Source organism: Campylobacter concisus, from assembly GCF_902460675.1.
Taxonomy (GTDB): Bacteria; Campylobacterota; Campylobacteria; order Campylobacterales; family Campylobacteraceae; genus Campylobacter_A; species Campylobacter_A concisus_AJ.
This window is the reverse complement of record NZ_CABPUQ010000001.1, coordinates 1424455-1449713: the sequence shown is the minus strand read 5'-3', so window position 1 is coordinate 1449713 and position 25259 is coordinate 1424455. Positions and strand designations below refer to the sequence as shown.

Annotated in this window: 26 protein-coding genes; 21 read left to right on the top strand and 5 right to left on the bottom strand. The window is 39.5% G+C overall.

Annotated features, from left to right (window positions below):
* Position 1: 1 nt before the first annotated feature.
* The 9 genes from lptE (at position 2) to F3G88_RS07040 (ending at position 10025) form a co-directional block, all read left to right on the top strand.
* Positions 2–541 carry an LPS assembly lipoprotein LptE gene (gene lptE, locus F3G88_RS07080; protein WP_107856264.1) on the top strand — a complete coding sequence of 180 codons (540 nt, stop codon included), beginning with the start codon at positions 2–4 and terminating at the stop codon, positions 539–541.
* Positions 522–2096 carry a GGDEF domain-containing protein gene (locus F3G88_RS07075; RefSeq protein ID WP_149715744.1) on the top strand — a complete coding sequence of 525 codons (1575 nt, stop codon included), beginning with the start codon at positions 522–524 and terminating at the stop codon, positions 2094–2096. The genes lptE and F3G88_RS07075 overlap by 20 nt, the downstream gene beginning before the upstream one ends.
* Positions 2093–3295 (top strand): Mur ligase family protein, encoded by a 1203-nt coding sequence (locus tag F3G88_RS07070; RefSeq protein ID WP_149715743.1) that lies wholly within the window; start codon positions 2093–2095, stop codon positions 3293–3295. Before F3G88_RS07075 ends, F3G88_RS07070 begins: the two co-directional genes overlap by 4 nt.
* Positions 3276–6221, top strand: a complete 2946-nt coding sequence (gene mfd / locus F3G88_RS07065) for a transcription-repair coupling factor (RefSeq protein ID WP_149715742.1) — start codon at positions 3276–3278, stop codon at positions 6219–6221. The genes F3G88_RS07070 and mfd overlap by 20 nt, the downstream gene beginning before the upstream one ends.
* Positions 6218–6982 (top strand): ATP-binding protein, encoded by a 765-nt coding sequence (locus F3G88_RS07060; RefSeq protein WP_021089571.1) that lies wholly within the window; start codon positions 6218–6220, stop codon positions 6980–6982. Before mfd ends, F3G88_RS07060 begins: the two co-directional genes overlap by 4 nt.
* Positions 6979–7647: an endonuclease III domain-containing protein gene (locus F3G88_RS07055; RefSeq protein ID WP_149715741.1), complete on the top strand. Its 669-nt coding sequence runs from the start codon at positions 6979–6981 to the stop codon at positions 7645–7647. Before F3G88_RS07060 ends, F3G88_RS07055 begins: the two co-directional genes overlap by 4 nt.
* 93 nt (positions 7648–7740) lie before the next feature.
* Entirely contained in the window at positions 7741–8646 is a 906-nt protein-coding gene (gene cysK, locus F3G88_RS07050; RefSeq protein ID WP_149715740.1) for a cysteine synthase A, read from the top strand.
* Positions 8647–8650: 4 nt separating this feature from the next.
* Entirely contained in the window at positions 8651–9202 is a 552-nt protein-coding gene (epsC, locus tag F3G88_RS07045; protein ID WP_002941946.1) for a serine O-acetyltransferase EpsC, read from the top strand.
* A gap of 31 nt (positions 9203–9233) precedes the next feature.
* On the top strand, positions 9234–10025 hold the full coding sequence (locus tag F3G88_RS07040) for a hypothetical protein (RefSeq protein ID WP_223228743.1): 792 nt from the start codon (positions 9234–9236) through the stop codon (positions 10023–10025).
* Positions 10026–10049: 24 nt separating this feature from the next.
* Here the strand turns inward: F3G88_RS07040 and F3G88_RS07035 are convergent, their stop codons facing one another.
* Complete coding sequence (locus F3G88_RS07035) at positions 10050–10352, bottom strand: c-type cytochrome (RefSeq protein WP_009294052.1); 303 nt, start codon at positions 10350–10352, stop codon at positions 10050–10052.
* Between the two features lie 93 nt (positions 10353–10445).
* Between F3G88_RS07035 and gmhB the strand changes: the two genes are divergently transcribed.
* Genes gmhB through F3G88_RS07010 form a run of 5 tightly spaced genes read left to right on the top strand, consistent with a single transcriptional unit; the run spans position 10446 to position 14299 of the window.
* Complete coding sequence (gene gmhB / locus F3G88_RS07030) at positions 10446–10961, top strand: D-glycero-beta-D-manno-heptose 1,7-bisphosphate 7-phosphatase (RefSeq protein WP_149715739.1); 516 nt, start codon at positions 10446–10448, stop codon at positions 10959–10961.
* Positions 10958–11947 carry an ADP-glyceromanno-heptose 6-epimerase gene (rfaD, locus tag F3G88_RS07025; RefSeq protein WP_149715738.1) on the top strand — a complete coding sequence of 330 codons (990 nt, stop codon included), beginning with the start codon at positions 10958–10960 and terminating at the stop codon, positions 11945–11947. Before gmhB ends, rfaD begins: the two co-directional genes overlap by 4 nt.
* Positions 11940–13358, top strand: a complete 1419-nt coding sequence (rfaE1, locus tag F3G88_RS07020; protein ID WP_149715737.1) for a D-glycero-beta-D-manno-heptose-7-phosphate kinase — start codon at positions 11940–11942, stop codon at positions 13356–13358. Before rfaD ends, rfaE1 begins: the two co-directional genes overlap by 8 nt.
* Positions 13333–13902 (top strand): D-sedoheptulose 7-phosphate isomerase, encoded by a 570-nt coding sequence (gene gmhA / locus F3G88_RS07015; RefSeq protein ID WP_149715736.1) that lies wholly within the window; start codon positions 13333–13335, stop codon positions 13900–13902. Before rfaE1 ends, gmhA begins: the two co-directional genes overlap by 26 nt.
* Before the next feature lies 1 nt (position 13903).
* The gene (locus F3G88_RS07010; protein ID WP_149715943.1) at positions 13904–14299 is read left to right on the top strand and encodes an SseB family protein; all 396 of its coding nucleotides are present in this window, start codon (positions 13904–13906) and stop codon (positions 14297–14299) included.
* Positions 14300–15001: 702 nt separating this feature from the next.
* On the opposite strand, the gene tilS is transcribed toward F3G88_RS07010, so the two are convergent.
* From tilS to panC, 3 genes are read right to left on the bottom strand one after another with little or no spacing between them, the layout of a single operon-like run.
* Positions 15002–15988: a tRNA lysidine(34) synthetase TilS gene (tilS, locus tag F3G88_RS07005; protein ID WP_149715735.1), complete on the bottom strand. Its 987-nt coding sequence runs from the start codon at positions 15986–15988 to the stop codon at positions 15002–15004.
* Entirely contained in the window at positions 15985–17295 is a 1311-nt protein-coding gene (gene rimO / locus F3G88_RS07000) for a 30S ribosomal protein S12 methylthiotransferase RimO (protein WP_149715734.1), read from the bottom strand. The genes tilS and rimO overlap by 4 nt, the downstream gene beginning before the upstream one ends.
* A 2-nt stretch (positions 17296–17297) precedes the next feature.
* Positions 17298–18119 (bottom strand): pantoate--beta-alanine ligase, encoded by an 822-nt coding sequence (gene panC / locus F3G88_RS06995; RefSeq protein WP_103636962.1) that lies wholly within the window; start codon positions 18117–18119, stop codon positions 17298–17300.
* Positions 18120–18239: 120 nt separating this feature from the next.
* Between panC and prfB the strand changes: the two genes are divergently transcribed.
* The 3 genes from prfB (at position 18240) to F3G88_RS06980 (ending at position 21627) form a co-directional block, all read left to right on the top strand.
* Positions 18240–19340, top strand: a complete 1101-nt coding sequence (gene prfB / locus F3G88_RS06990) for a peptide chain release factor 2 (RefSeq protein WP_103630274.1) — start codon at positions 18240–18242, stop codon at positions 19338–19340.
* Between the two features lie 231 nt (positions 19341–19571).
* Entirely contained in the window at positions 19572–20153 is a 582-nt protein-coding gene (locus F3G88_RS06985) for a hypothetical protein (protein WP_103636961.1), read from the top strand.
* Between the two features lie 16 nt (positions 20154–20169).
* The gene (locus tag F3G88_RS06980; RefSeq protein WP_103636960.1) at positions 20170–21627 is read left to right on the top strand and encodes an SHOCT domain-containing protein; all 1458 of its coding nucleotides are present in this window, start codon (positions 20170–20172) and stop codon (positions 21625–21627) included.
* A gap of 38 nt (positions 21628–21665) precedes the next feature.
* Here F3G88_RS06980 and F3G88_RS06975 read toward each other — a convergent pair whose 3' ends face one another.
* Positions 21666–22217 carry a tetratricopeptide repeat protein gene (locus tag F3G88_RS06975; RefSeq protein ID WP_103636959.1) on the bottom strand — a complete coding sequence of 184 codons (552 nt, stop codon included), beginning with the start codon at positions 22215–22217 and terminating at the stop codon, positions 21666–21668.
* Positions 22218–22295: 78 nt separating this feature from the next.
* Here F3G88_RS06975 and F3G88_RS06970 point away from each other — a divergent pair, with 78 nt between their 5' ends.
* From F3G88_RS06970 to F3G88_RS06955, 4 genes are read left to right on the top strand one after another with little or no spacing between them, the layout of a single operon-like run.
* Positions 22296–22613 (top strand): hypothetical protein, encoded by a 318-nt coding sequence (locus tag F3G88_RS06970; protein WP_012139947.1) that lies wholly within the window; start codon positions 22296–22298, stop codon positions 22611–22613.
* Positions 22610–23950: a dihydrolipoyl dehydrogenase family protein gene (locus tag F3G88_RS06965; RefSeq protein WP_103636958.1), complete on the top strand. Its 1341-nt coding sequence runs from the start codon at positions 22610–22612 to the stop codon at positions 23948–23950. Before F3G88_RS06970 ends, F3G88_RS06965 begins: the two co-directional genes overlap by 4 nt.
* A gap of 10 nt (positions 23951–23960) precedes the next feature.
* Entirely contained in the window at positions 23961–24620 is a 660-nt protein-coding gene (locus F3G88_RS06960) for a tetratricopeptide repeat protein (protein WP_087582363.1), read from the top strand.
* Between the two features lie 12 nt (positions 24621–24632).
* Positions 24633–25256: a tetratricopeptide repeat protein gene (locus tag F3G88_RS06955; protein WP_149715733.1), complete on the top strand. Its 624-nt coding sequence runs from the start codon at positions 24633–24635 to the stop codon at positions 25254–25256.
* The last annotated feature ends 3 nt before the right edge of the window (positions 25257–25259 follow it).

Sequence of the window (25259 nt, the reverse complement as noted above, 5' to 3'; positions counted from 1 at the left end):
TTTGAGATATTTTTTAGCGTTTTTTATTGCTATATTTATCTGCGGATGTGGCTATAAACCAGTTTCAAAGATCTCGCAGGATTTGGTTGGAGATAGAGTTTATGTTGATGTTATCATCAGCAAAGAAGAGCCAAAAAATAGTGTCTGGATAAAAGATGCAGTAAAAGAGGGCATGGTCGCAAGGCTGCATAAATCACTATCAAGCAAAGATAGCGCTGATACTTCGATAATTGTCTCAGTGCAAAATTTAACCTATGAAGCGATAATCTATGATGAATATGGCTATATCACATCTTATAAAGCTCTTTTAACTCTAAATTATAAAACCAAATTTAAAGACGGTCGTGTCATAGATATACCTGCTACTGGCGAGTATGATTTTAGTGTGGCAAGACGTCAAAAGAGCGTAAGATATGCAGATAGTGTTATTAGTGATACTCAAAAGTATGAAGCTATAAAAGAGGCCTCAAAAGAGGCGTTTGATGAGTACATCGCAAATTTAGCTGTAAAAGGATATAAAAATGGCAGCAGTAACCGTTAGTCAAATAGTCAAGGAAGCCTTAAGCGAGATAAAAGATCGCCATTTGATGCTAACGCCAGAAAATTACACCGAAGTTTATAATGAAATTTCTAAAAAATATGGCTTTACAACCGAAGAGAGCAAAAAGATAGAAAAATATATCTCAAGGCTCGCTGATGACTACAAGGCGCAAGCTATAAGTCTTCATATAAAAACGGTTGATGAGTTTGTAGCTTTTATGACCGCTAGGCTCTCTCATGGTGCTAAAAATGGCGCAACCCAAGTGGTCGATGATAAAAAGTTAAAGTCACTAAACGCCTTTGCAAGAAGAATCCTTCAAGCCATCTCTATGCTTCATAACAAAGACGCAAAAGCTCTAGCGGAACAGGGCATGCAGCTACTTGCTAGAAGATATGATGAGAAAAATCTTGAAGAGATGTGCCTTAAATGGTTTGACTTTGTAAGCTCTTACGACACTGAATTTTTGGACTTTTTGAAATATTATGGTGTGAGAGACTTTGACGATCTAAAGACTATGAGCGCTGAGCTTGAGAAATTTCTCTCTCAAAAAAATGAGAGCGGCGAAGAAAACGCTTTAGTTGAGCTTTTAAATTTTGCCCTTGAGCCTTCTATCACAAAAGAGCTTGGCGAAGAGCTTAGCATCATTAGAAGCGTTTTAAAACAAAATCCACAAAGTCTAAATAGTAAAGAATTTCAAGAGAAGATAAAAACCTTTGTCGATCGCAGGATCGAAGAGGATAGAAGCGAGATCATCGAAAAAGTGGGCTCGATAAATAACATCTTGCAAAACATAGGCGATAGAATTTCTGACATCGCAGCTAGCTCAAAAAGTAGCTCGGCTAAGGCGCAAAGCATCAAAAACGACCTTAAAAAGGTAAATTTAAATGAAAATAGCATAGATCATGTAAAAAACATGCTCATTGAGATCGCTAGTGCTTTGGAGATCGAGAGTAAGGAGCTTGGCCTTGAGATGAACAGCAAGCAAGCGACTATTTCTGAGCTTCAAAACAGGGTCACAAGCCTAGAAAAAGAGCTTGAAGCTGCTAAGCTTGAGAGCAAAGAGGACTTTTTAACAAAAGTGGCCACAAAAAGAGCTTTGATGAGTGAAATTCAGCGTATCGAAGAAGCCTATAAGCGCTACGGCACGGACTATTCGATCTGCTTTGTTGATATCGACTTCTTTAAAAAGATAAATGACACCTACGGCCACGAAGCTGGCGATGTGATCCTTTCAGCCGTGGCTCAAGTGCTTAAGAAAAATGCTAGAAAGGTTGATTTTGTCGGTAGATATGGCGGCGAGGAATTTGTTATTTTACTGCCAAGCACGAGCCTAAAAGATGGAGTTAGATTTGGCGAGAAGCTAAGAAGTATGATAGAAAATTTTAAATTTATCTATAAAAATGAGCGCATCAAAGTTACCATTAGCTCTGGTGTGGCGACAAGAAGTGCAAATTTAAGTGACACGATGACACTTGAGGGCGCTGATAAGATGCTCTATCTCTCAAAAGAGGGCGGCAGAAACCAAGTCATGCCAAAGATAATCGAGGAAAAATGAGCCTAGCGAAATTTCTTGACGGCAAGCCACTTTACTACAAAGAGATCGACTATGGCAGGATCATAAGGGCTTATGATACGATCAAAGGTCATCTAAAACCTTTTAAGATAATCCACATCATCGGCACAAATGGCAAAGGTAGCACGGGCCGCTTTTTAGCACAAATTTTAAGCCAAAAAGGGGCAAAAGTAGGGCACTACACAAGCCCACATATATTTAAATTTAACGAGCGATTTTGGCTAAATAGCGAGGTCGCTAGCGATGAAATTTTAGAGGTGGCTCACGAGCGCTTACAAGCTCTTTTAAGCGACGAATACAAGATAAAAACGAGCTATTTTGAGTATATGACGCTGCTTTCTGCGGTGCTTTTTGAGGGTTGCGACTACTTTGTCTGCGAGGCTGGCATGGGCGGTGTACTGGATGCTACAAATGTCTTTGAAAAAGAGCTAAGCATCTTTACTCCGATCGGCTTTGATCACACGGCGATACTGGGAAATAGCATAGAAGAAATTTCACGCACCAAATTTGAAGCCATGGGCGCAAGAGCGGTTTTGAGTAACGATATGAACGAGGCAAGTATCGCTATCGCAAAAGAGATCGCAAGCGAAAAAGGTGCTACTTTAAGTTTTCCAAGAGAAATTTTAACCAAAGAAAATTTAAACGAGATCGCAAACTATGCAGATAAATTTAACCTACCAGAGTTTTTGCGCTCAAATTTAACTCTAGCCTACGCCGCGGCTAAAATTTTAGATAGCAGCATAGATATCAAAAAGCTTGGCGCTTTATCGCTTCGTGGTAGATGTGAAAAGATCGATTTAAATTTATACGTTGATGTCGGTCACAACGAGCTTGGCGCAAAGGCTGTGGCTAAGAAATTTAGCCAAGAAGAGTTTAGCGGCAAAAAACTAACGCTAATTTATAACTCATTTTTAGATAAAGATTTCAAGGCAGTTTTGGCAGCTCTAAAGCCAGTCATTGATGGCGTGCTGCTTTATCACTACCACTGCGAGGGCAGGGAGCTTGGCGGAGAGCTCATAAACAAAGCACTAAATGAGCTTGAAATTTCGCATAGAGAGTTTGAGCCAAGCGATATGAACGATATAAAAGAGGCAAAAAACGGCAAAATTTACCTAGCATTTGGCTCGTTTCACCTAGCCGAAGCCTTTTTAAAAGAGTACTATGCAAGCAAAGGTCTATGAGTATCTTTTAACGCACGCCCCACAAATTCTCATCTGCGAAGATGATAAAGAGGCGGCGCTCTGCGCTGATGCGGCCAGTTTTGCCGGCTTTAGCGCCTTTAAACTACCTGATTTTAGAGCTAAAAAGGGCGATGATCTAAGAAGCTTTAACGAAGAGCTTTTTGAAATTTCATCAGTCCTTAGCAAATACTATAAATTTGATGGCAAAAAGATCATCATAAGCCCATTTAGCACGCTTTTAAACCCACTCCCAACGCAAAAAAACCTAGAAAGCTCAACGATCAAGCTAAAAGATAATCTAAATTTAAACGAATTTGCCGACTTGCTCATACGCTTTGGCTACGAGTGCGTCGATATCGTTGAGAGCGTTGGCGAGTTTAGCATACGTGGCGAAGTGATTGACATTTACGGCGTAAATATGGATGATCCTGTTAGGATTTTGCTCTTTGGCGATGAGGTGGAGAGCATTAGAAACTACAACACCGCCACGCAAATTAGCAACAAAAATGAGCTAAGCGAAGCCGAGATCGTGCCATTTATCGCAAATCTTAGCAAAGATGAGTTTGAAAAAGTTAGCCAAAAGATCGAGGATATGCAAAGCGACGCCTTGGTGAGCGATCTAAATTCTCTTGGATTTTGGGCGATAGATAGCTTTAGCGACTACTTAAAAGAATTTGACTCAAAGCTGGTTAAGAAGATCGATTTTGAAATTTATGATGCGGCTGAGGAGAAATTTAAGGGCATTGAAATTTTGCCTGAGCCAAAGGTTTATAAGGACCTAGAAGTTACTTTAAATTTTGACTTTTTTGAGCTAAATAAGAGCAAAAGCATAACCGTTCTTTCAAGAAATGAGGGACTTTTTAAGGGCTATGAGCTTGATGGCTTTGCCAACGTAAAGCTTGAAATTTCGCCCCTTGTAGTAAATATAACTTCAAGCGACAAGATAGTCGTTTCACTAAATAAATTTGAGAAAAAAAGGCGAGTTAAACGCTCAAGCCTCGTGGTGGATGAGCTAAAAGTAAATGACTATGTCGTGCATGAAGAGTATGGCATAGGCCGTTTTTTGGGGCTTGAAAAGATCAAAGTTTTGGGTGCGACGAAAGAATTTGTGGTCATTGCTTATCAAAATGACGACAAGCTTCTTTTGCCAGTAGAGCATCTAAATCTAATCGATCGCTACATCGCACAAAATGGCTCTATGGCGGTGCTGGACCGCTTAGGCAAGGCAAATTTTGCCAAGATAAAAGAGAAGGTTAGAGAAAAACTCTTTGCGATCGCCTCAAAGATCGTGGCGATGGCAGCAAAAAGGGAGCTAATCGCAGGCAAAATTTTACAAAAAGAGGATATCTCTTATCTAAATTTCGTCCAGGACGCTGGTTTTTCATACACGAGTGATCAGCAAAAAGCGGTAAATGATATAAAAGATGAGCTAAAAAGCGGCAAGGTGATGGATAGGCTGCTTAGCGGGGATGTTGGCTTTGGTAAGACCGAAGTTGCGATGAATGCCATATTTACCTGCATAAAATCAGACTTTAGTGCATTTTTCTTCGTGCCAACAACACTACTTAGCTCGCAGCACTACAAGACGCTAAGCCAAAGATTTAGCAAATTTGGCATAAAGGTCTTTAGGCTGGATCGCTTCTCAAGTGCTAAAGAAAAGGCAAGCTTACAAAAAGCGCTAAAAGAAAATGAGCCCATAGTTTGCGTGGGTACGCATGCGCTTCTTGGTGTAAAGGCTGAAAATTTAGGGCTTATAGTGGTTGATGAAGAGCATAAATTTGGCGTTAAACAAAAAGAGCAATTAAAAGAAATTTCTCAGCATTCACACATCTTAAGCATGAGCGCCACGCCGATACCAAGAAGCCTAAATATGGCGCTTAGCAAGATAAAAACATATAGCATTTTAGCCACTCCGCCAAGCTCGAGGCTGGATGTGAGAACAAGCGTGAGAGAGTGGGACGAAAAGGTTGTCAAAGAGGCTATCATGCGTGAGCTAAGACGCGGCGGTCAGACCTTTTACATCCACAATCACATCGCAGACATCGAGCAGACAGCAAATGATCTAAGAAAAATTTTGCCAAAGCTTAGAATTTTGATACTTCACTCAAAGATAAATGCGAAAGTCACTGAAGATGAGATGATGAAATTTGAGCGGGGCGAGTATGACTTGCTACTTTGCACCAGCATCGTTGAAAGCGGCATCCATTTGCCAAATGCAAACACCATAATCGTAGAAAATGCCAATAAATTTGGCATGGCTGACCTGCATCAGCTCCGCGGACGCGTGGGCAGAAGCGACAAGCAGGCCTACTGTTACTTTTTGGTGGAGGATAAAAACGCCATTAGCAAGGACGCGCTAAAACGCCTTGTCGCCCTTGAGGGCAACTCATTTTTGGGCGCTGGCTCGGTGCTAGCCTATCACGACCTTGAGATAAGGGGTGGGGGTAACATCATCGGCGAGGCGCAAAGCGGTCACATCGAGGCTATCGGCTACTCACTATATCTAAAAATGCTAGAAGATGAGATAAACAAGCTTCTTAATCAAGACTCCGCAAAGCTTGATAAGATCGATCTAAAACTTAGTGTGAGTGCCTTTTTAAATCAAGAATTTATAAGAGAAGATAGGCTCAGGCTTGAAATTTATAGACGCCTTAGCAAGTGCAAAGAGGTGAGTGAAGTCTATGAGATACAAAGCGAGCTTGAGGATAGATTTGGCAAGATAGATACATTTACAAAGCAGTTTTTAGACCTTATCATCATCAAAATTTTGGCCCTAAAAGCTGGTATAAAGACTATCTCAAACAGCGAGCAAAATATACTAATAACAAAAAATGATGACGAGAAGATCAGGCTAAAGTCACATAACAAGGACGACGACGATGTTTTGGCTGAAATTTTGGTCTATCTAAGAAAGGATAAGAAATGATAGATTGGGGTATGAAGTACGCAGCGATTTATAAGAGCACAAAAGGGATGCTAAAGCCGGTTGAGGATATCGATTTTGTCGATATTGACTCACTTTATGGACTAGAGAAACAAAAAGAAATTTTGCTAAAAAATACTAGAAATTTTATAGCTGGCGACGAGGCAAATCACGTACTTCTTTGGGGCGAGAGAGGATGTGGCAAGTCAAGCCTTGTAAGGGCTGTTTTTACTAAATTTTATAAAGAGGGACTTCGCATCATTGAGATCGGCTGCGAGGATCTAAAATACCTTGGCGACATCATCGATGAGATCAGAAAGAGCGAGTTTAAATTTATCATTTTCTGCGACGATCTAAGCTTTGAAAATGGTAGCAATGAGTATAAATTTCTAAAGCCTATCATGGACGGCTCTATCCAAAAGCCGCCTAAAAACGTCCTTTTATACGCCACATCAAACCGCCGCCACCTAATAAGCGAGTTTAAGAGTGAAAATGAAAACTCAGAGCTAATAGACGGAGAAATTCACTACAGTGACGCAGCTCAGGAGAAAATTTCTCTCTCAGACCGCTTTGGTCTTTGGATCAGCTTTTATCAAGGCAACTACGACGAGTATCTAAAAATGGTTGATTTTTACTTTAAAGACTACACTGGCGACAAAGATGAGCTTCACACGCTTGCTAAAAATTTCGCCACCCTAAGAGCCAGCAGAAGTGGCAGGACAGCAAAGCAGTTTTATCTAACATTTAAAGAAAATTTAAAATGAGATCAACTGATCTATTTTTAGCTCTGCTAAATCACAAAAGTAGAAATTTAGATGAGCTAAAATGGCCGGGTGAGGGCACTTTTGAGGTTATTTTAGGAGCTATTTTGGTGCAAAATACCAACTGGAAAAACGTAGAAAAAGCACTAACTAATCTAAAAAAAGCGAGCAAAGATAGCCTGCAAGGCATTTGCGCGCTTGAAAACAGCGAGCTTGCTACGCTCATAAAGCCAAGTGGTTTTTACAACACAAAGGCAAAACGGCTAAAAACGCTTTGCCTAGCTATAAAAAATGAATTTGAGAGCTTTGAAAATTTCAAAGAAAACGCAAGCCGCGAGTGGCTTATAAGTGTAAAGGGCGTTGGTGCAGAGACTTGCGACGCGATACTTGCTTATGCTTGCGGTAAGCCTTACATGGTTGTTGATGCTTATGCACTTAGGATAATGGCATATTTTGACTACATTTTTGAGAGTTACGACGAGGCGGCTGAGTGGTTTAGCTCGCTTGATTATGATGAAATTTACAAATTTCTTGATAGCGAGAGATTTGACGAGAGTGAGGTTTTAAAACTCTATCATGCACTTATTTTAGAGTTTTGCAAAGAGAATTTCAAAGGCAAAATTTTAAGCCAAAACGGACAAGAGGTGCTTGATAGCATTAAAAACTAAATTTTTATTTTAAATTTAGCGCAAATTAGGACTTTTTATGTTTTATTTTAAATTCTATGCTAAATTTACAAGAAATTTATTTTAGGAGAAGTGATGATCTACGATAACATCGTAAAAACGATCGGTAATACACCTATCGTAAAGGTTAAAACAGGTGCCAACGAGGCTGAAATTTACGTAAAATTAGAGTTTTTTAACCCAGGCGGCTCTGTAAAAGATAGGATCGCGTTTAATATGATCACTAAAATGCTAGCTGATGGCACGCTAAAACATGGCGATACTATCGTTGAGCCAACAAGCGGCAATACAGGTATCGGGGTAGCTATGTGCGGTGCTGCACTTGGCTTTAAAGTGATCCTTTGTATGCCTGAGAGCATGAGTATCGAAAGACGCAAGATCGTTGCAGCTTATGGCGCTCATCTTGAGCTAACTCCTGCAGCTGGCGGTATGAAAGCAGCGATCGCAAAAGCTACTGAGCTAGCTTCTCAGCCAAATCACGTAATGCTAAGCCAGTTTGAAAACAAGTACAACCCACAAGCTCACGAGCTAACAACAGCTGCTGAGATTGTGGCTGATTTTAACAAGCTTGATGCCTTTGTAGCAGGCGTTGGCACAGGTGGCACGATAAGCGGCGTGGCAAAGGTTCTAAAAGAAAAAGGCTATGACACTAAGATCATCGCAGTAGAGCCTGAGGCATCACCGGTTTTAAGTGGCGGCAACCCAGGACCACATAAAATTCAAGGTATCGGAGCTGGATTTTTACCAAATACAATGGATATGAGCCTAGTGAGCGAAGTAGAAAAAGTAAGCAACGATGACGCACTAAACGCAGCTAGAGCGATCGCAAAGAGCGATGGTTTGATGATAGGCATAAGCGGCGGCGCTTCTTACGTGGCTGCAAAAAGAGTGGCTAAAAGACTTGGCGCTGGCAAAAAAGTGCTTTTCATAGCTCCAGATAACGGCGAGAGATACCTAAGTACAGAGCTTTACGGAGCGTAAAAATATGTGGGAGAGTCTAAAAGAGCTAGTTCAAACCGTCCGTGAAAAAGACCCATCGGTGCATAGTTGTTGCTTTTTGGCGATACTTATAAACACGCCAGGCATTCATGCGGTTTTGTTTCATAAAATTTCACATTTTTTATATGAGAAAAAGTGGTTTTTTCTAGCTAGACTCATCTCGCAAATAGCAAGATTTCTAACAGGCATCGAGATCCACCCAGGGGCCAAGATCGGTAGGAGATTTTTCATAGATCACGGCATGGGTGTGGTTATCGGCGAGACGGCTGAGGTCGGTGATGATGTGATGATGTATCATCAAGTGACACTTGGTGGCACTGGAAAAGAGTGTGGCAAGCGCCATCCAACCGTTAAAAATGGCGTGACTATCGCTGCTGGCTCAAAGATACTTGGGGCTATAACGATCGGCGAAAATGCCAAGATCGGCGCAAACTCAGTCGTGCTAAAAAACGTCCCAGCAAACGCAACCGTCGTTGGCATACCAGCAAGGGTTGTCAGGGTAAATGGGACAAAATTTGAGCCAGAATTTATCATTTAAAATTTAAATTTACTCTTGCCACACCATAAAAATGCAAATTTTTGATACGGCAAATTTACTATCCACTATGCTGCCAGCATTTTTTAGCTTTGCGTTACCTATTATAATATTTGTCATTTTAGTAAATTTGATAACAAAATTTATAAGACGAAAACTGCGCCAAAAAACTTATGTGAAATTTAATCAAAGAAATATAGCTGATACATTTAGCGCAAAAGAGATAGCGAAGAAATTTGACAAAAAGGCAAAAGATGTAAATTTGGCTTTGATAAATTTGGGCTTTATAAAAAAATGTGACAACGGCTACAACGTGACAGATGTTGGCAAATACTATGGTGGCATGCAAAACTACTACATGGGTAGGGCTAGCGTTAGGTGGAATGAGAGGATAGTTTATAACGAAAATTTCGTAGATGAGATAATGAAAAATACCGCAAAAACGGCCAAAGAAGAGCAAAAAGAAGATTTTAGAGAGAAATTTAAGGCTGAATACCGAACTAACGACGGCCACTACGTAAGAAGCAGGGCAGAGCTAGTCATCGCAAACTGGCTTTTTGCTGAGGGTATAGCCTACGCTTATGAAAAAAGAGTGCCGATAAAAGAGGACATATATTGTGATTTTTACATACCAAAAGGTAAGGTCTATGTTGAGTTTTGGGGCTTGGAAGATGACGAAGCGTATATAAAAAGAAAAGAGCAAAAGATAGAGCTTTATAAAAAATACAATCTAAATTTAATAGAAATAGACAACAATACAATCAACAACATCGATGACTATCTGCCAAAAGAGCTTTTTAAATTTTGTGTGAGTTTAAATTTATAGAAAAAGGGGCGAGCGCCCCTGTGATTATTTTAAAGTTTGGATGTATTCAGCTACTGCTTTTGCATCTTCATCGCTCATTGGAGTAGCGATAGGTTTCATCATAGCACCAAGACCAAATTTATTTGCTCCTGTTTTGTAGCCTTTTAGAGCTGCTTCGATAGCTGCTGCATCAAGTGATGTTAAAGCTGGAACTTTGTTATTGAAAACTTTTTCAGCTTTAGCGCCATGACAGGCAACGCATTTTTTATAGATAGTAGCGCCATCTGCAGCGAAAGCAGCAGTTGAAAGTAGTGCTGCAACACTTGAAACGATTAGTAGTTTTTTCATTTGTCATCCTTTTTTAAAAAACGTGCTGGCATTATAATACAAAAATGTAAATTTGCAAGGGGTGGGTTAAAATATTTTGGCTATAATCACCAAATGATAAAAGAAACAGCCAACAAAGCACTTTTTTTAGACCGAGATGGCGTCATAAATGAGGACGCTGGATACGTTTGCGAGATCAAAGACTTTAAATTTATTGATGGCATTTTTGATGCGTTGAGGGAATTTGCTGAGGCTGGCTACAAGCTCTTTGTCGTGACAAATCAATCAGGCATCGGCAGGGGCTACTACACGCAGGAGCAGTTTGACGCTCTAAACAAATTTATGCTAGAAAGCTTTAAAAAAGAGCAAATTTTTATCACAAAAGTCTATTTTTGTCCGCACGCTCCAGAGCAAAAATGCACCTGCAGAAAGCCAAATCCAAAAATGATACTTGATGCTTGCAAAGAGTTTGATATAGACCTTGAAAACTCGATCATGATAGGCGATAAGCCAAGCGACGTTGAGGCTGGCAAAAGAGCAGGTGTGGGCAAAAATTTCTTGCTTGATGGGATAAATTTTAAAGATGTAAGAGATGTTTTAAATAAGCTAAAAAAGGAAAAATCACTATGAATTTAAACGGAAAAAAGATAGTTATAACTGGCGGCGCTGGCTTTATCGGCTCAGCTTTGGCGCATTATTTTGATGAAAACTATAAAGACGCTCACGTGCTTGTCGTGGATAAATTTAGAAACGACGAGACATTTAGCAACGGCAACCTAAAAAGCTTTGGACATTTTAAAAATTTACTTGGCTTTAAGGGTGAAATTTACGCTGGCGACATCAACGATCGCAGCACGCTTGAAAAGATAAAAAGCTTTCGCCCAGACGTCATCTATCACGAGGCAGCGATCTCAGACACGACCGTAAAAGAGCAAGACGAGCTTATAAAAATAAATGTAAATGCCTTTGTAAATTTGCTTGATATCTGCGAGAGTTTGGGCGCAAAGATGATCTACGCTAGCTCAGGTGCGACTTATGGCAACGCAAAGAGCCCACAAACAGTTGGCGAGTGCGAAGCACCAAATAATGTCTATGGCTTTAGCAAGCTAAGCATGGATAATATCAATAAAATTTACGCAAAGCGCGGTGTGAGCGTGGTTGGACTTAGGTATTTTAACGTCTTTGGCAAAGGCGAGTTTTTCAAAAACAAGACCGCCTCGATGGTGCTGCAGTTTGGACTGCAAATTTTAGCTGGCAAGACCCCAAGGCTCTTTGAGGGTAGCGACCAGATCAAGCGTGACTTTGTCTATATAAAAGATATTATTGAGGCAAACATAAAAGCACTTGACGCACCAAGTGGCGTCTATAACGCAGCTACTGGCAAGGCAAGAAGCTTTCAAGATATCGCTGATATCTTACAACGCGAGATCGGCGTAAATTTAGGTAACGAATATATCAAAAACCCATTTATCGGCTCATATCAGTTTCACACAGAGGCTGACGTGGCCCCAGCTCGCGAGGCATTTGGCTTTAGCGCTACTTGGAGCTTGGAAGAGGCGATAAAAGACTACTTGCCAGAGATAAAGAGAATTTACAAGGAAGAGCTAAATGGCTAAGAGAGTTAAAATTTTAGTCGTCGGCGACCTCATGCTGGACCACTACATCTGGGGTAGTTGTGATCGCATCTCGCCTGAAGCGCCAGTGCAAGTCGTAAAGATAAATAACGAAACCTACACGCTTGGTGGCGCTGGCAATGTGGTGAGAAATTTACTCTCTCTTGGCGCAAATGTGAGCGTGGCTAGCGTCTTAGGAGATGATGAGGCTGGCAAAAAGATAAAAGAGAAGCTTGCTGAGCTAAATGTAAAAGATGAGCTGATCCTTACTGAAAAAGGGCGTGAAAGCTCGATAAAAAGCCGTATCATGGCATCTCATCAGCAAGTTGTCAGGATCGATAAAGAGAGCGTTGTCAAGATAAATTTAGAAGATGAGCTTGTCTTAAAGATCAAAGAAAACCTTGCAAATTTTAAGGCCGTCTTGCTAAGTGACTATGGCAAAGGCGTGCTTAGCGAAAAGGTCTGCCAAGAGATCATAAATGAGTGCGTGAGGCTAAATATCCCAGTGCTCATAGATCCAAAAGGCAGCGACTACTCAAAATACAAAAACGCAACCCTTCTAACACCAAATAAAAAAGAGGCGAGCGAGGCTACAAATTTAAAGATAAAAGACAAGGCCGAGCTTGAAAAGGCGATAAAACAGCTAAAAGACGAGCTAAATTTGACCTATTCGATCATCACGATCTCAGAAGAGGGCATCGCGCTATATGATGACAGGCTACACATCTTTGCTGCTAAGGCAAAAGAGGTCTTTGACGTCACTGGCGCTGGAGATACGGTGCTTGCTACACTTGGCTACATGCTAGCAAACGGAGCTGATATAAAAGAGGCGATAAAGATAGCAAATCTCGCAGCAGCCGTCGTCGTGGCAAAGATCGGTAGCGCAACGGCTAGCTTTAGCGAGATCGAGCAGCTTCTAAATAGCTCATTTGGGGCAAATTTCGAGCACAAGCTAAAAAGCGTCGAGGAGTTAGAAGAAATTTTGAGCCAAAAGGGCAAGAAAAAGGTCGTTTTCACAAATGGCTGCTTTGATATCTTGCACGCTGGACACGTAAAATACCTAGCGCGCGCAAGGGAGCTTGGCGATCTTTTGGTTGTCGGGCTAAATTCTGACGCTTCAGTTAAGAGACTAAAAGGCGATGAGCGTCCTATAAATTCGCAAGATGATAGAGCCTGCGTGCTAAGCGGGCTTGGATTTGTCGATTATGTCGTGATATTTGATGAGGATACGCCTTTAAATTTGATCACCAAAATAAAGCCAGACGTGCTTGTAAAGGGGGCTGATTATAAGGGCAAAGAGGTCGTTGGCAGCGATATCGTAAAAGAGGTCAGGCTGATCGACTTTGTCGAGGGCAAAAGCACAACAGGGATAATAAAAAGGATAAAAGATGCTAAAAATGATGATAAAAAATGAGCTTGAGGCTCACCAAAAGACCTTTAGCGAGCATGTAAATTTGCTGGGTAGCTTGGAGCGCGCTTGTCAGATGGTGGCCGATACGCTAAAAAATGGCAAAAAGGTGCTGATATGTGGCAACGGCGGCTCTGCGGCGGACGCACAGCACTTTGCAGCCGAGCTAACTGGCAGATATAAAAGCGAGCGCCAGCCACTACCAGGTATTGCGCTAACCACCGATACTTCGGCTCTTACGGCCATTGGCAACGACTACGGTTTTGACTATGTTTTTTCACGCCAGTTTGAGGCTTTAGCGCAGGAGGGCGACTTGCTCGTTGCTATCTCAACAAGCGGCAACAGCAAAAATGTCCTTGAGGCGATAAAAAGTGCCAAGAAAATGGGCGCATTGGTGCTTGGACTTAGCGGCAAAGGCGGTGGTGCTATGAATGAAGGATGTGATCTAAATTTAGTCGTTAGCTCAAGCGATACAGCAAGAATTCAAGAGTCGCACATCTTTTTTATACACACGATCTGTCAGGCCGTAGATGAGGCTTTTAGGGGCTAAAATGCAAGAAGCGATGGATAAATTTTTAAATGATCCTTGCCAGAAAAATGAGATAAATTTAATATCGGCTTTGAAAAAGGCCACATTTTTTGCTCCGGTGCTTTTAAACCAAGCGCTTGCAAAGCCTGATGGTGGCGTAGTTTATGAAGAAGAGGGCTCAAATATCAAATTTATCCTCCTTGAAGATGAGGGCGAGAAGATTAGCTATTTTCCGGCATTTACTAGCAAAGAGGCGATGAAGCTTTGGCGAAACGACAGCGAGCAAGAGAGCATCGAAATAGGGCTAAAAGAGTATCTTGCGATGCTAAAAGAGAGTAGTTACGCTGGCGTCGTGGTGGATGCTTTTGGCTATGACTTTGTGCTAAAAAGAGAGCTGATAGAAAAAATCCTCGCCTAGTGCGTAATAAAATTTTACGCATTATTTTATGCAAATGGCTTTGATGAGGTAAATTTAAGCTGATAGCTTGTTTAAATTTGTTTTATGGGCTAGCTTTTTTGCTGTAAGCTTTGATAAATTATACTTTTGCACGTTTCTTAAATTTAGCACCGCAGACTAGCTAAATTTAATAAGCTGCAAAAAATCACTATCTCGTTTATAAAATTTAGTTTCGTATATCAAATTTAAACTTTTATAATTTTGTTTAATGGCTTGTAGGCAATGTGATCAAATTTAATTTAAGATTTAACGCCGTAAGATCGTTATAAATTTTAAATTTTAGTTGGTTAGCAATAAAGATTTGTAGATAAAATTTAGAGTTTTATTGTTTGGAAATTTATACCACAGATGACTCTTTGGCTGTGGCTTAAATAAAATTAAATTTTATTCGTTTATGATTTAGATTTGGCTTTTGATAGATCAAATTTACAGCTTTAGTGCCGCATTTTGCTAAGATAGAGCTATAAATTTGACTTTAAATTTCTAGTTTTTGCCACTTCAAATTTAACTTCAAAAGCAGCTATGACAAAGCAAAAATAGCTAAAACCAAATTTGTAGTTTTGCTCTATTTGTTCTTGAGTGCTTGCTTAAGAGTTGGAGCAAAATTTAGTTTTAAATTAGCCTTTGGTAGATCAAAATTTACAGACTAAAAAACTCTATTTGCTAAAAAAATTTAGAAAGGTTTTCAATTTGAACGCCGCTTGTAAATAAGTAGCCTCTATTTATCGCTGGGAGCTTTAAAATTCTAGCTCTTTCTTTGAATTCTTTTGGCATTACGGCTTTGCAAAATGGCGTCACCAAAACAAATTCATCAGCGTAGCCAACGGCGATCTTGCCGCTTAGCACTACGCTTGTTTGCTTTGCTAAATTTGTGCTTAGCTCATCTTTTTGAGACTTGCTTAAAAGCACATTTAGCTCTTTTGCCGCCATATCGACGCCTCGCACCACGTTGCTATCATTTTTTATAATGAAAATTTCATCATCTATCTTTGTGATATTTGGCAGCAAAATTTGTCTATCAGCCTCCAAAAACTCAAAGCTTTTCTTCACGCCGCTAAAGTACTCGTCCAAAAATGGCTCACTAAAATTTAGCCTCACAAAGCTTCTTTTAAGCTTGCCTTCTAAATTTGTCTCATCGACAAAGTAGCGCAAACCTCGCTCGTCAAGGTAGTTTTGAAGCTCTTTTTTGCGTAAATTTAAAAGCGGTCTAACCAGCCAAAAGTGCTCTCTCTTCTCAAGCTCGCTCATGCCAAAGAGCTCTTTTAGTCCGGCGCCCTTGCCAAGCTGCATCAAAAACCACTCAAATTTATCGTCAAATTGATGTGCCAAGATCAAATTTTCATAGCCATATTTTTGGCAAATTTCACCAAAAAACTCATACCTTGCCTCGCGCGCGTTTTTTTCAAAATTTGACTTACCCAAATTTACGCTTTTTATGTAGATTTCTTTGCCAAATTTACTGGCAAGCTCTTTGGCGCTTTCAACTTCAAATTTGCTCTGCTCTCTGGCGTTGTGATCGACTATGGCTAGATCAAATTTAACCCCAGTCTCTTGTAAAATGTAAAAAAGTGCAGTGCTATCGATGCCGTGCGAGAAGGCAAGCAGGTTTGCGCCCAAGCTTAGCCTATCAAGCACATTTTGGCTTATCATTTTGTTTTTTTAATGATGGTGGCGACTAGTTTTTGATCAACCACATCGCTGACCTCGCAAAGATAGAGCGAGCCGATCTCAAGCTCTTTTACGTCGCTTTCATTGATCAAAATTTCGCCGTCTATATCTTTGTCCCAGATATCTTTTTTGGCTGCGTAAAACATCTCGCCCTCGCTGCTTTCACCCTCAAGAGAAGCATAAATTTGCCTGCCAAGCTCTTTTTGTAAGCTCTCATTTATCGCTTTTTTAGTGATCTTTTCTATCTTGCTTAGCCTTTTTGAGATGATTTTAGCTGGGATTTGCTCCATTTCAAAAGAGGCTGTGTCTTCTTCTTTTGAGTAGGCAAAGGCTGAAATTCTATCAAATTTAAACTCTTCTAAAAACTCGCAAAGCTCCTCAAAATCCTCCTCGCTCTCGCCCGGATGTCCCACGATGACGCCAGTTCGTAAGAATGAATTTTCGGCATTTCTCATCAAATTTAAAAGCTCTTTTATCTTTTTAGCGCCACTTCCACGCTTCATTATCTTTAGCATATTTTCGCTAATGTGCTGGATAGGCATGTCAAAGTAGTTGTGAAAGATAGGCGAAGCGATGATGCGCGAAATGAGTTCCTTGCTGGTCGTGCTTGGGTAGAGGTAAAGTATCCTAGCGCTTCTTACGCCCTCTATCTTTTCTATCTCGTCTATTAAATTTATTAGCCCGTCGCTAACGCCATGATCGCGCATATATGAGCTTGAGTCTTGGGACAAAAAGCTAAAGTCGTAGTAGCCTTTTTTGACTAGATTTTTGACCTCATTTACGATGTTTTCAAGCGAGCGTGATTTTAGCTTGCCCTTAAATGTCGGTATCGCGCAAAAGCTGCATTTTTGGTTACAGCCCTCTGAAATTTTGATGTAGGCGTGGTAGTTTGAGCCAGTTATCACGCGCTCTTCGTTTGCCTGCAAGTAGGTTTCTGGACTAAATAAATTTTGCTTTTTCAAGATGATCTCGTCGATCTTGTCATAATCCGCCACGCCGGTAAAGAGATCGACTTCAGGTAGCTCTTTTATAAGCTCATCTTTGTAGCGCTGCATAAGACAGCCAGTAACTACCAGCAAAGAGCCATTTTTACGAGCTTCGTGCATCTCAAGTATGGTTTGGATGCTCTCTTCTTTGGCGGATTTGATAAAGCCGCAGGTATTTACGATGATGACGTCGGCGTCGCTGATATCGTCCGTGATATCGTAGTTTTGCAAGCGTCCTAGCATGATCTCAGAATCAACTAAATTTTTATTACAACCAAGCGAGATAAGATGAAGTTTTGGCATTTTTAGATCCAGATGTTGTCTATTAGCCTAGTTTTGCCAACATAGGCGGCTACTAAGATGATGGTGTTGCCTTTTTCTACCTTTGAAATTTCATTTAAATTTCTATCCGTAACCGCGACGTAATCAACCTTTAGTGGCTCAAGCACCTCAAGCATCTTTGCCTTGACCTCGCTCGCGTCCTCTTCGCCGTTTTGGATCAAATTTTGTGCTTTATTTAGTGATCTTGAAAGTCTTAGCGCGTTGCATTTATCTTCGTCGCAGATATAGACGTTTCTGCTTGAAAGTGCTAGGCCGTCTGGCTCTCTAACGATATCGCAGGCAACTAGCTCGATGTTTAGGAAAAATGTCTTTATCATGTTTTGCACGATGATGAGCTGCTGGGTGTCTTTTTTGCCCATATAGACGCTATTTGCACGAGTTAGACGAAATAGCTTATTTAGCACTCTTAAGACGCCGTCAAAGTGTCCTGGCCTAGTTTTGCCCTCTAAAATGGTCGAAAGCTTCTTTGGAGCGACGATGAGAGGCTCATCTTCAAAGTAAAGCTCTTTTTCGTTTGGGATGAAGATAGCGCTAACGCCGTTTTGCTCGCAAATTTGGATGTCGCTTTGCTCTTTTCTTGGGTATTTTTCTAGGTCTTCGCCTGGTAGAAATTGAGTTGGATTTACAAAAGTTGAGACGATGCTTATCTCATTTTCGCTCACACATTTTTTTATAAGGCTAACGTGTCCGTCATGAAGTGCGCCCATTGTTGGGACAAAACCGATCTTACCGCTTGCGTTTGAGACAAATTCCTCAAGTTCTTTTATAGTTCTTATGATCTGCATTTTTAACTCTTTTTATCTAAATTTTAACTTGGCATTGTAACAAAAAAGGATTAAAAGGGCGTAAATTTAAAAATGTAAGCAACTTTTGGCTAAAATCGGCAAAAATTTATGGAGAAAAACTTGGATAGTTACGAATACAACGAGCTTTTAAAGAAGCTACAAACAAAAGTTGAAAACATAGGCTCTATCGTAAAGCCTGACGAGATAAAGGCTAGGCTAAAAGAGATCGAGGCCATAGAGCAAGACCCTAGCTTTTGGCAAGATATCGCAAGAGCTGGGGCATTAAATAAAGAAAAGACAAAAATTTCAAATATGCTTGCTAAATTTAGCGACGCTCACCAAGCAGTTAGCGACGCAAAGGAGCTCTTTGAGCTAGCAAATTCTGAAAATGATGAGGAGACTATAAATTCTTTATTTGAAGATGCTAAAAATTTAGATGAAAAGATAGTAAATTTAGAAATTTCTATGCTTTTAAGTGGCGAGGATGACGGCAAAAACGCGATCGTATCGATCCACCCAGGAGCTGGCGGCACTGAGAGCAACGACTGGGCGAGCATGCTTTATAGGATGTATCTTAGATTTTGCGAGCGTGAGGGCTTTAAGGTTGAGACTTTGGACTTTCAAGAGGGCGAAGAGGCAGGGCTAAAGGATGTGAGTTTTATCGTAAAGGGTGAAAACGCTTATGGATATTTCAAAGCAGAAAATGGCATCCACAGGCTCGTTCGCACAAGCCCATTTGATAGCGCAGGACGCCGCCACACAAGCTTTTCTAGCGTTATGGTAAGCCCTGAGATAGATGATGATATCGAGATCGAGATCGAAGAAAAAGATCTAAAGATAGACACTTATAGAGCCAGTGGCGCTGGCGGCCAGCACGTAAATAAGACTGAATCAGCCATCCGTATCACGCACATACCAACTGGCATCGTCGTGCAGTGTCAAAATGACCGCAGTCAGCACAAAAACAGAGCCACAGCGATGAAGATGCTAAAGTCACGCCTTTACGAACTTGAGCTGATGAAGCAACAAGAGGCGAGCAACAGCGTAGAAAAGAGCGAGATCGGCTGGGGACACCAGATAAGATCATACGTGCTTTTTCCATATCAGCAGGTAAAAGACAACCGTAGCGGCGAGGCATACTCACAAACTGACGCGATACTTGATGGGGATATCAAAAAGATGATAGAGGGCGTCTTGATCGCTCAAAAGGCTGAGGCGTAGTAAAAGCCTAAGTTTTAAGATTTGATTGTTTTATATGTAGTTTTTAAAACTTTTTTCAATTTTTATTAAGTGATTTTTTAAAAAAAACTACAATTAAATTTATTTTATATTTTATTTTAATTTAATATTTTAAATACTACTATTTTATTTGAATATTACAAGGAGTGTAATAATGGTTAAATCTAGTAATGATATTAAAACTACTAAAAATCACATGAGAAGGGATAACTTATGCGACTAAATTCCTATCAATCAAGAGATATTATAGATATAGTAAATGCTTTGCTTGAGGATGAAAATGCTTGCAAGACACTTCTTTCAATATATCTCGACACAAAAAGTGAAAATACTATAAATCGCTATTATGAAGCATATGAAAATTTAAGGGAAAAAGGGCATTTTGATCCAGATGAAAAAGCTTTTGGAATATCGTGGCACTGGGGCTCTTTTTTAAGTGGATTTTTATTTTTTTGGTATAGAAAGCAATATGAAATGATGGTTTATTCTATGCTTGCTATGTTTTTTTATTTTTTTCCTAGTTTTATTTTTTCTGGAGCCTTTGGGTATTTTGCGGTATTAAATGGTTTTTGCTTAACGATTGCAAAAGGTATTTCAAAAGGCATGAAGCAAACATCTTTTGAAGAAGTTAAAGAAAGACTTAAGGATAAAAGTTTAAGTGACGAACAAATATTATTAGCATTTGCCTATAACTGTGGAAAACGAGCTTGTGAAAAATATGGCGGTACAGATAATAAACCACTTTATTTGGCTATAGCAATAATTATTGGAATTATCTATTTTTTGAATCATTAAAAAAGGAATATAAAATATGAGTATCTTAAAATTTCTAAAAAAATTGGTTAAAAAAGATGACTTGATGAACGATACAGAAGTTTTGGCTGGATGGTATTGTGACAAAGGAATTAATATAGATTTTTTAGAAGACAAAATTTATATAAAATACTGTGAAGATGAAGGTCGTAGTTTTATAAAATATGAATCTTTTAAGGATAGTAAATATTTTAAAAAAGTAGACAATAAAATTTTTCATAATTTTTGTAGTAAAAGTCCAAAACAAGAATGTGATGAAATTTTGAATATATTGGAAGTAAAAACTTCTTTTACTATAGAAATATGTAAGAGTTTGATTTGGCTAATAGATGACATTGATGAAGTATTGCGCTCTTCTTTAAAAGCTTCAAAATTTATTCTTAAAAAACAATTGCCAATAATATTTAATAGAATTGATTTTAGTTTTTCTAAAGACATAGCTGAACTAGAGTGTTTATTGTCCTTTTGTAAGGCATTTTTAAAAATAGATCCAAAAGAAGATGAGAGTGTGTGTAATGAGTGGTGTAGCGCTTCTTTAAAAATACTTGGAGAATTTGAATCAGATGATGAAGAGTTGTATCCTGTTTTCGCATATTATGATAGAGATAATATGAAAGAAGGATGTATATTTACTGTAAATAGCAATGATGAATTAGAGAAAATTGACTTTAATGAAATAACTTTTTTAAAAACAAATATTGATAACAGCTGCTATATAGTTGCAACCAATGAATTAATAGTATGTATTTCTAATTATTTTAATGATATTGAGAAATTTGAAGAAGATGTAAGACAAAGCGGTATGCTTGGCAAAAATAATAAGGTGTTTGGATTTATATTTAAAAATATTAATGATTTTTTGCTTAATCCAGAATTGTTTTTGCTTTGCAGAGATAAAAAATTGATTAGCGAAGAGAATATTTATAGTGTTGTGGTCTCAGATGCTGATGCGATTGAAAATATAGGAAATAATTTTGGTGAATTTGCTTCAAAGACTGCGTCAAATTTATTGGGAAATTTCTTTGGAACTATAAAAGATGCTGTTAGCTCTGTTGTCAAAAATACTGTTTGTGATAAAAAAGCATTGGTGCTTGTAGAAAATAAAGTATTGTACGTAAATTTAGATAAAGAAGATAGCTCTGAGTTTAAATTAAAAGATGTTGCAGAATTTCAATATAAAAAGGACAAATATGTACCTAATACCATTGATATTTACGAAAATGGATTGGATGATGAGCCATTTATGAATAATATATCCATGGATAGCTATAAAAGATTTATAACCGAACTTCAAAATTTATTGCATACTAATAATATTGAAAACCATATTGTTGAAAATAATTCTAAAAAAATAGATAAAAAATCAAGACTTCTTGAACTAAAAGAGCTTTTCAATGATGGTTTGATTGATGAAGATGAATATAAAGCTCAAAAACAAATTATTTTAAACGAATAATATAAATAACAATAGTTTTTAAAATAGAAGTTTAAGAGCTAAAATTTCATCTCTTTTAGCTTCGTGCAAGCCTCTTCTTTGCCGTGATAGCAAGCCTCATCAAGATAAATTTTCGCTTTTTTATAGTCGTTTTTGCCAAGATATATAAGCCCTAGATCGTAACTGGCCTCGCTTGAGCCAAGGCTTGTGGCTTTTTCGTAAAAATATATCGCTTTTTCTAAATTTTGATTGACACCAAGGCCGTACTCGTAGATGTATCCAGCACTTCTTAGCCCGTCTATATTGCCGTATCTGCCAGCTGTCTCAAACCAAAAAAGTGCCCTTAAGATATCTTTGCTAAAGCCTTTGCCATCACGAAAACAAACGCCAGTTTGCTGCATGGCTAGGACATTGCCATCTTTTGCGTAGTCGTAAAATCTCTTGCAAGCCTTTGAGTAGTTGCCTTCATTGTATAGATAGATGGCGTCTGCTATCTGCTCTACTTCAGGATCAAGTGGTGGCTCGCTAAGACCTAAATTTTGCGAAATTTGCTCTACCGAACAGCCCCAAAATAGTAAAATGCTAAATAGAAAAATGATAAATTTTTTCATATTTGTCCTTGAAAATTTAGGCGATTTTATCGAATTTTATCTTATAATGATCGCAAATTTTAAGCAAAAAGGAACGATATGGATCATAACGCACTTTTGACACAGCTTGGCTACAACATAGATGAAACGACCACTGAGCATATGCGTAGAATTTTAAATAACACTGACGGCCTTTTGCCAAAGAGTGTGATCGAGCTAAACGATCATTTAAAGCCACACCTTTGCTTTGTAGCGATGAGCGGGAGCGAGGATAGGTTAAAGATAAAAAACGTTGCGACCGTCAAAGAGATAAAAGAGCGGGTTGATGAGATCATCAAAAGCTGGGCAAATAAATACAAAATGGATATCAAAAAGATAAACGAAACTACATACTACATAATAGGAAAAATTAAATGAAATATGACATTGTTATTATTGGATTTGGTAAGGCTGGCAAAACGCTAGCTGTAAAGGCTGCTGCACTTGGCAAAAAGGTCGCGCTAATCGAGAGATCGCCAAAGATGTATGGAGGCACTTGCATAAACGTGGGCTGCATACCGACAAAGCGTCTAATCACAGCTTCAAAAGAGGCGATATATGCAGACAATAGCGTTGAAAACGAGTATTACACGCTTAGCATCGAAAACAAAAATAAGCTAATCTCAGCTTTAAATTCTAAAAACTACGCGATGCTAAATGATAAAGAAAACATCGATGTGATCGATGGTGTTGGCTCGTTTAAAGATAAAAATAGCGTCCTAGTTACAACATCAAGTGGCGAGAAAAAGCTGCTAGAGGGCGAGTTTATCATTATAAACACTGGCTCAAAAGAGGCAAAAGCTCCGTTTGAAATAGCAAATTCAAACGTTTTTTCAAGCACAACATTGCTTGATCTAAAAAATTTACCAAAGCATATAGTCATCGTTGGTAGCGGATTTATCGGCATAGAGTTTGCCTCGATGTTTGCTAACTTTGGCTCAAAAGTAAGCATAGTAGGCCGCTCAGCGCTTCTTAAAAACGAGGACGATGATATAGCTAGCAGCGTAAAAGAGGCTCTAAAAGTGCAAGGCATAGAAATTTTAGAGGGCTGCGAGATAGAGAGCTTAAAAGACAATGCGCTAAATTTCAAACAAGACGGTGAAGACAGGATCATCAAGGCAGATGCGTTCTTGGTGGCGCTTGGCAGGGTGGCAAATTTAGATGATCTAAATTTAAAAGAAGCTGGTGTTGAGCTAAACGAAAAAGGCTTCATAAAGACAAATGAGCGCCTTCAAACAAATGTATCAAACATCTACGCAGTGGGCGACGTGCGTGGCGGAGAGCTTTTTACTTACACTAGTTTGGATGATTTTAGGATAGTTTTTTCACAAATTTTTGGCGATAAAAAACGCACCACACAAAACAGAAGCATCCACGCAAATGTGCTATTTACCGACACTCCGTTAGCAAGAGTTGGCGTAAATGCAAAAGAAGCTAGTAAGCTTGGGCTAAATTTCAAGGAGCTAAAGCTTAGCATGGCGGCAGTGCCAGGAGCAAAGGTGCTAAATCACGATGTGGGCATGCTAAAAGCGATCGTTGAAGCAAGTAGCGGCGAGATTTTGGGGGCGAGCTTTCACTGTATCTACGCAAATGAGATCATAAATGAGATCGCGATCGCTATGAATTTAAAAGCAAATGCAAATTTCTTTAAAAACCAAATTTTCACTCACCCAAGCATCAGCGAAGCCCTAAATGACTTGTTTGGACAATACTAAAAGGACAAAAATGAAAAAATATCTACTACTTTTAACTGCTCTATTTTTCACAGGCTGCTTAAATGTCATCGGCATCGGGGATACGCCAAAACAAGATGACTCATGGCAGCAGCCAAAGGACGAAAAGGTGGTGCAAAACAAAGAGCAAATTTCAAAAAATGCTATCGATCTTTTAACACCAAAGTGCGAGAGCGGCGATGCTGAAGCGTGCAACGACTTGGGCGTAAATTTTGAGCTTATGAAAGAGTATGACAACGCTTATGCAAACTACAAAAAGGCTTGCGATGCGAAGGTGCAGCTTGCTTGCTCAAACCTTGGTACGCTCTATGAAAACGGTCTTGGCGTAAAAAAAGATCCAAAAAAAGCGGTCGAAATTTACAAAGATAGCTGCAACAGTGGCGGTGTGCAAGCTTGCTATCATCTAGGCAATGCCTACCGCAAGGGCGAGATCGTCAAACAAGACTACTACCTAGCGATGGAGGCCTACACAAACGCTTGCAACGCCGGAGATCTGCCAAGCTGCGCAAATATCGGTGCGATGTATGAGCTAGGGCTTGGCATGAACAAGGATGAAAAGAGAGCTTATGGAATTTACAAAGTCGCTTGCTTTCGCGGTCTAAACAAGGCGTGCCCACAGATGAAAAGACTAGGCGCAAAGCTTGGCATGTAAGTAGGAAAATAAGTGAAAAAATTTTTAAATTTTTGGATTATCGTAGCTGCTAGCTTTATGCTAAGTGGCTGCTGGTCGTGGCAAAAGATGGTGAGCTTTGGCTTTTGGCAAAGTGATGAGGAGGCTAGGGCGGAGCGTCTTGAGCTTGAAAAAGAGAAGATGGTGCAAAACTGCGAGAGCGGAAATAGCATCGACTGCAACAATCTAGCTGTAAATTTTAGTAACGAAAAGGACTTCGTAAAGGCAAAAGGCTACTACGAAAAGGCTTGCAACGCTGGGCTTGCGACTGCTTGCTCAAATTTGGGTCAAATTTATGAGCAAGGGCTAGTTGATGAGCAAAAAGATATCGAAAAGGCTCTAAAGCTTTATAAACTAGCTTGCGATAGTGGCGACGGCGTTGGCTGCTACAATGAGGCAATGGGACTAAAGTCATACATCGAAAGCGAAAATTTAAAAACTCATAAGATAGATAGAAACAAGGCTGAGGCAAGGGTGCTAAGGCTTTTGGCAAAGAGCTGCGAGCTTGAGTATGCTCAGTCATGCTTCTTGCTTGCAAAGCTAAGCGGCGATGAAGCAAAGGCAGACGCACTTTACAAAAGAGCCTGCCAACTTGGCAAATGCGTGGATAAAAAGTAAGGA

Coding starts and splice junctions, on each gene's coding strand:
- F3G88_RS07075 (WP_149715744.1), top strand. CDS start 522: ATGGCAGCAGTAACCGTTAGTCAAATAGTCAAGGAAGCCTTAAGCGAG.
- F3G88_RS07070 (WP_149715743.1), top strand. CDS start 2,093: ATGAGCCTAGCGAAATTTCTTGACGGCAAGCCACTTTACTACAAAGAG.
- mfd (WP_149715742.1), top strand. CDS start 3,276: ATGCAAGCAAAGGTCTATGAGTATCTTTTAACGCACGCCCCACAAATT.
- F3G88_RS07060 (WP_021089571.1), top strand. CDS start 6,218: ATGATAGATTGGGGTATGAAGTACGCAGCGATTTATAAGAGCACAAAA.
- F3G88_RS07055 (WP_149715741.1), top strand. CDS start 6,979: ATGAGATCAACTGATCTATTTTTAGCTCTGCTAAATCACAAAAGTAGA.
- cysK (WP_149715740.1), top strand. CDS start 7,741: ATGATCTACGATAACATCGTAAAAACGATCGGTAATACACCTATCGTA.
- epsC (WP_002941946.1), top strand. CDS start 8,651: ATGTGGGAGAGTCTAAAAGAGCTAGTTCAAACCGTCCGTGAAAAAGAC.
- F3G88_RS07040 (WP_223228743.1), top strand. CDS start 9,234: ATGCAAATTTTTGATACGGCAAATTTACTATCCACTATGCTGCCAGCA.
- F3G88_RS07035 (WP_009294052.1), bottom strand. CDS start 10,352: ATGAAAAAACTACTAATCGTTTCAAGTGTTGCAGCACTACTTTCAACT.
- gmhB (WP_149715739.1), top strand. CDS start 10,446: ATGATAAAAGAAACAGCCAACAAAGCACTTTTTTTAGACCGAGATGGC.
- rfaD (WP_149715738.1), top strand. CDS start 10,958: ATGAATTTAAACGGAAAAAAGATAGTTATAACTGGCGGCGCTGGCTTT.
- rfaE1 (WP_149715737.1), top strand. CDS start 11,940: ATGGCTAAGAGAGTTAAAATTTTAGTCGTCGGCGACCTCATGCTGGAC.
- gmhA (WP_149715736.1), top strand. CDS start 13,333: ATGCTAAAAATGATGATAAAAAATGAGCTTGAGGCTCACCAAAAGACC.
- F3G88_RS07010 (WP_149715943.1), top strand. CDS start 13,904: ATGCAAGAAGCGATGGATAAATTTTTAAATGATCCTTGCCAGAAAAAT.
- tilS (WP_149715735.1), bottom strand. CDS start 15,988: ATGATAAGCCAAAATGTGCTTGATAGGCTAAGCTTGGGCGCAAACCTG.
- rimO (WP_149715734.1), bottom strand. CDS start 17,295: ATGCCAAAACTTCATCTTATCTCGCTTGGTTGTAATAAAAATTTAGTT.
- panC (WP_103636962.1), bottom strand. CDS start 18,119: ATGCAGATCATAAGAACTATAAAAGAACTTGAGGAATTTGTCTCAAAC.
- F3G88_RS06985 (WP_103636961.1), top strand. CDS start 19,572: ATGCGACTAAATTCCTATCAATCAAGAGATATTATAGATATAGTAAAT.
- F3G88_RS06980 (WP_103636960.1), top strand. CDS start 20,170: ATGAGTATCTTAAAATTTCTAAAAAAATTGGTTAAAAAAGATGACTTG.
- F3G88_RS06975 (WP_103636959.1), bottom strand. CDS start 22,217: ATGAAAAAATTTATCATTTTTCTATTTAGCATTTTACTATTTTGGGGC.
- F3G88_RS06970 (WP_012139947.1), top strand. CDS start 22,296: ATGGATCATAACGCACTTTTGACACAGCTTGGCTACAACATAGATGAA.
- F3G88_RS06965 (WP_103636958.1), top strand. CDS start 22,610: ATGAAATATGACATTGTTATTATTGGATTTGGTAAGGCTGGCAAAACG.
- F3G88_RS06960 (WP_087582363.1), top strand. CDS start 23,961: ATGAAAAAATATCTACTACTTTTAACTGCTCTATTTTTCACAGGCTGC.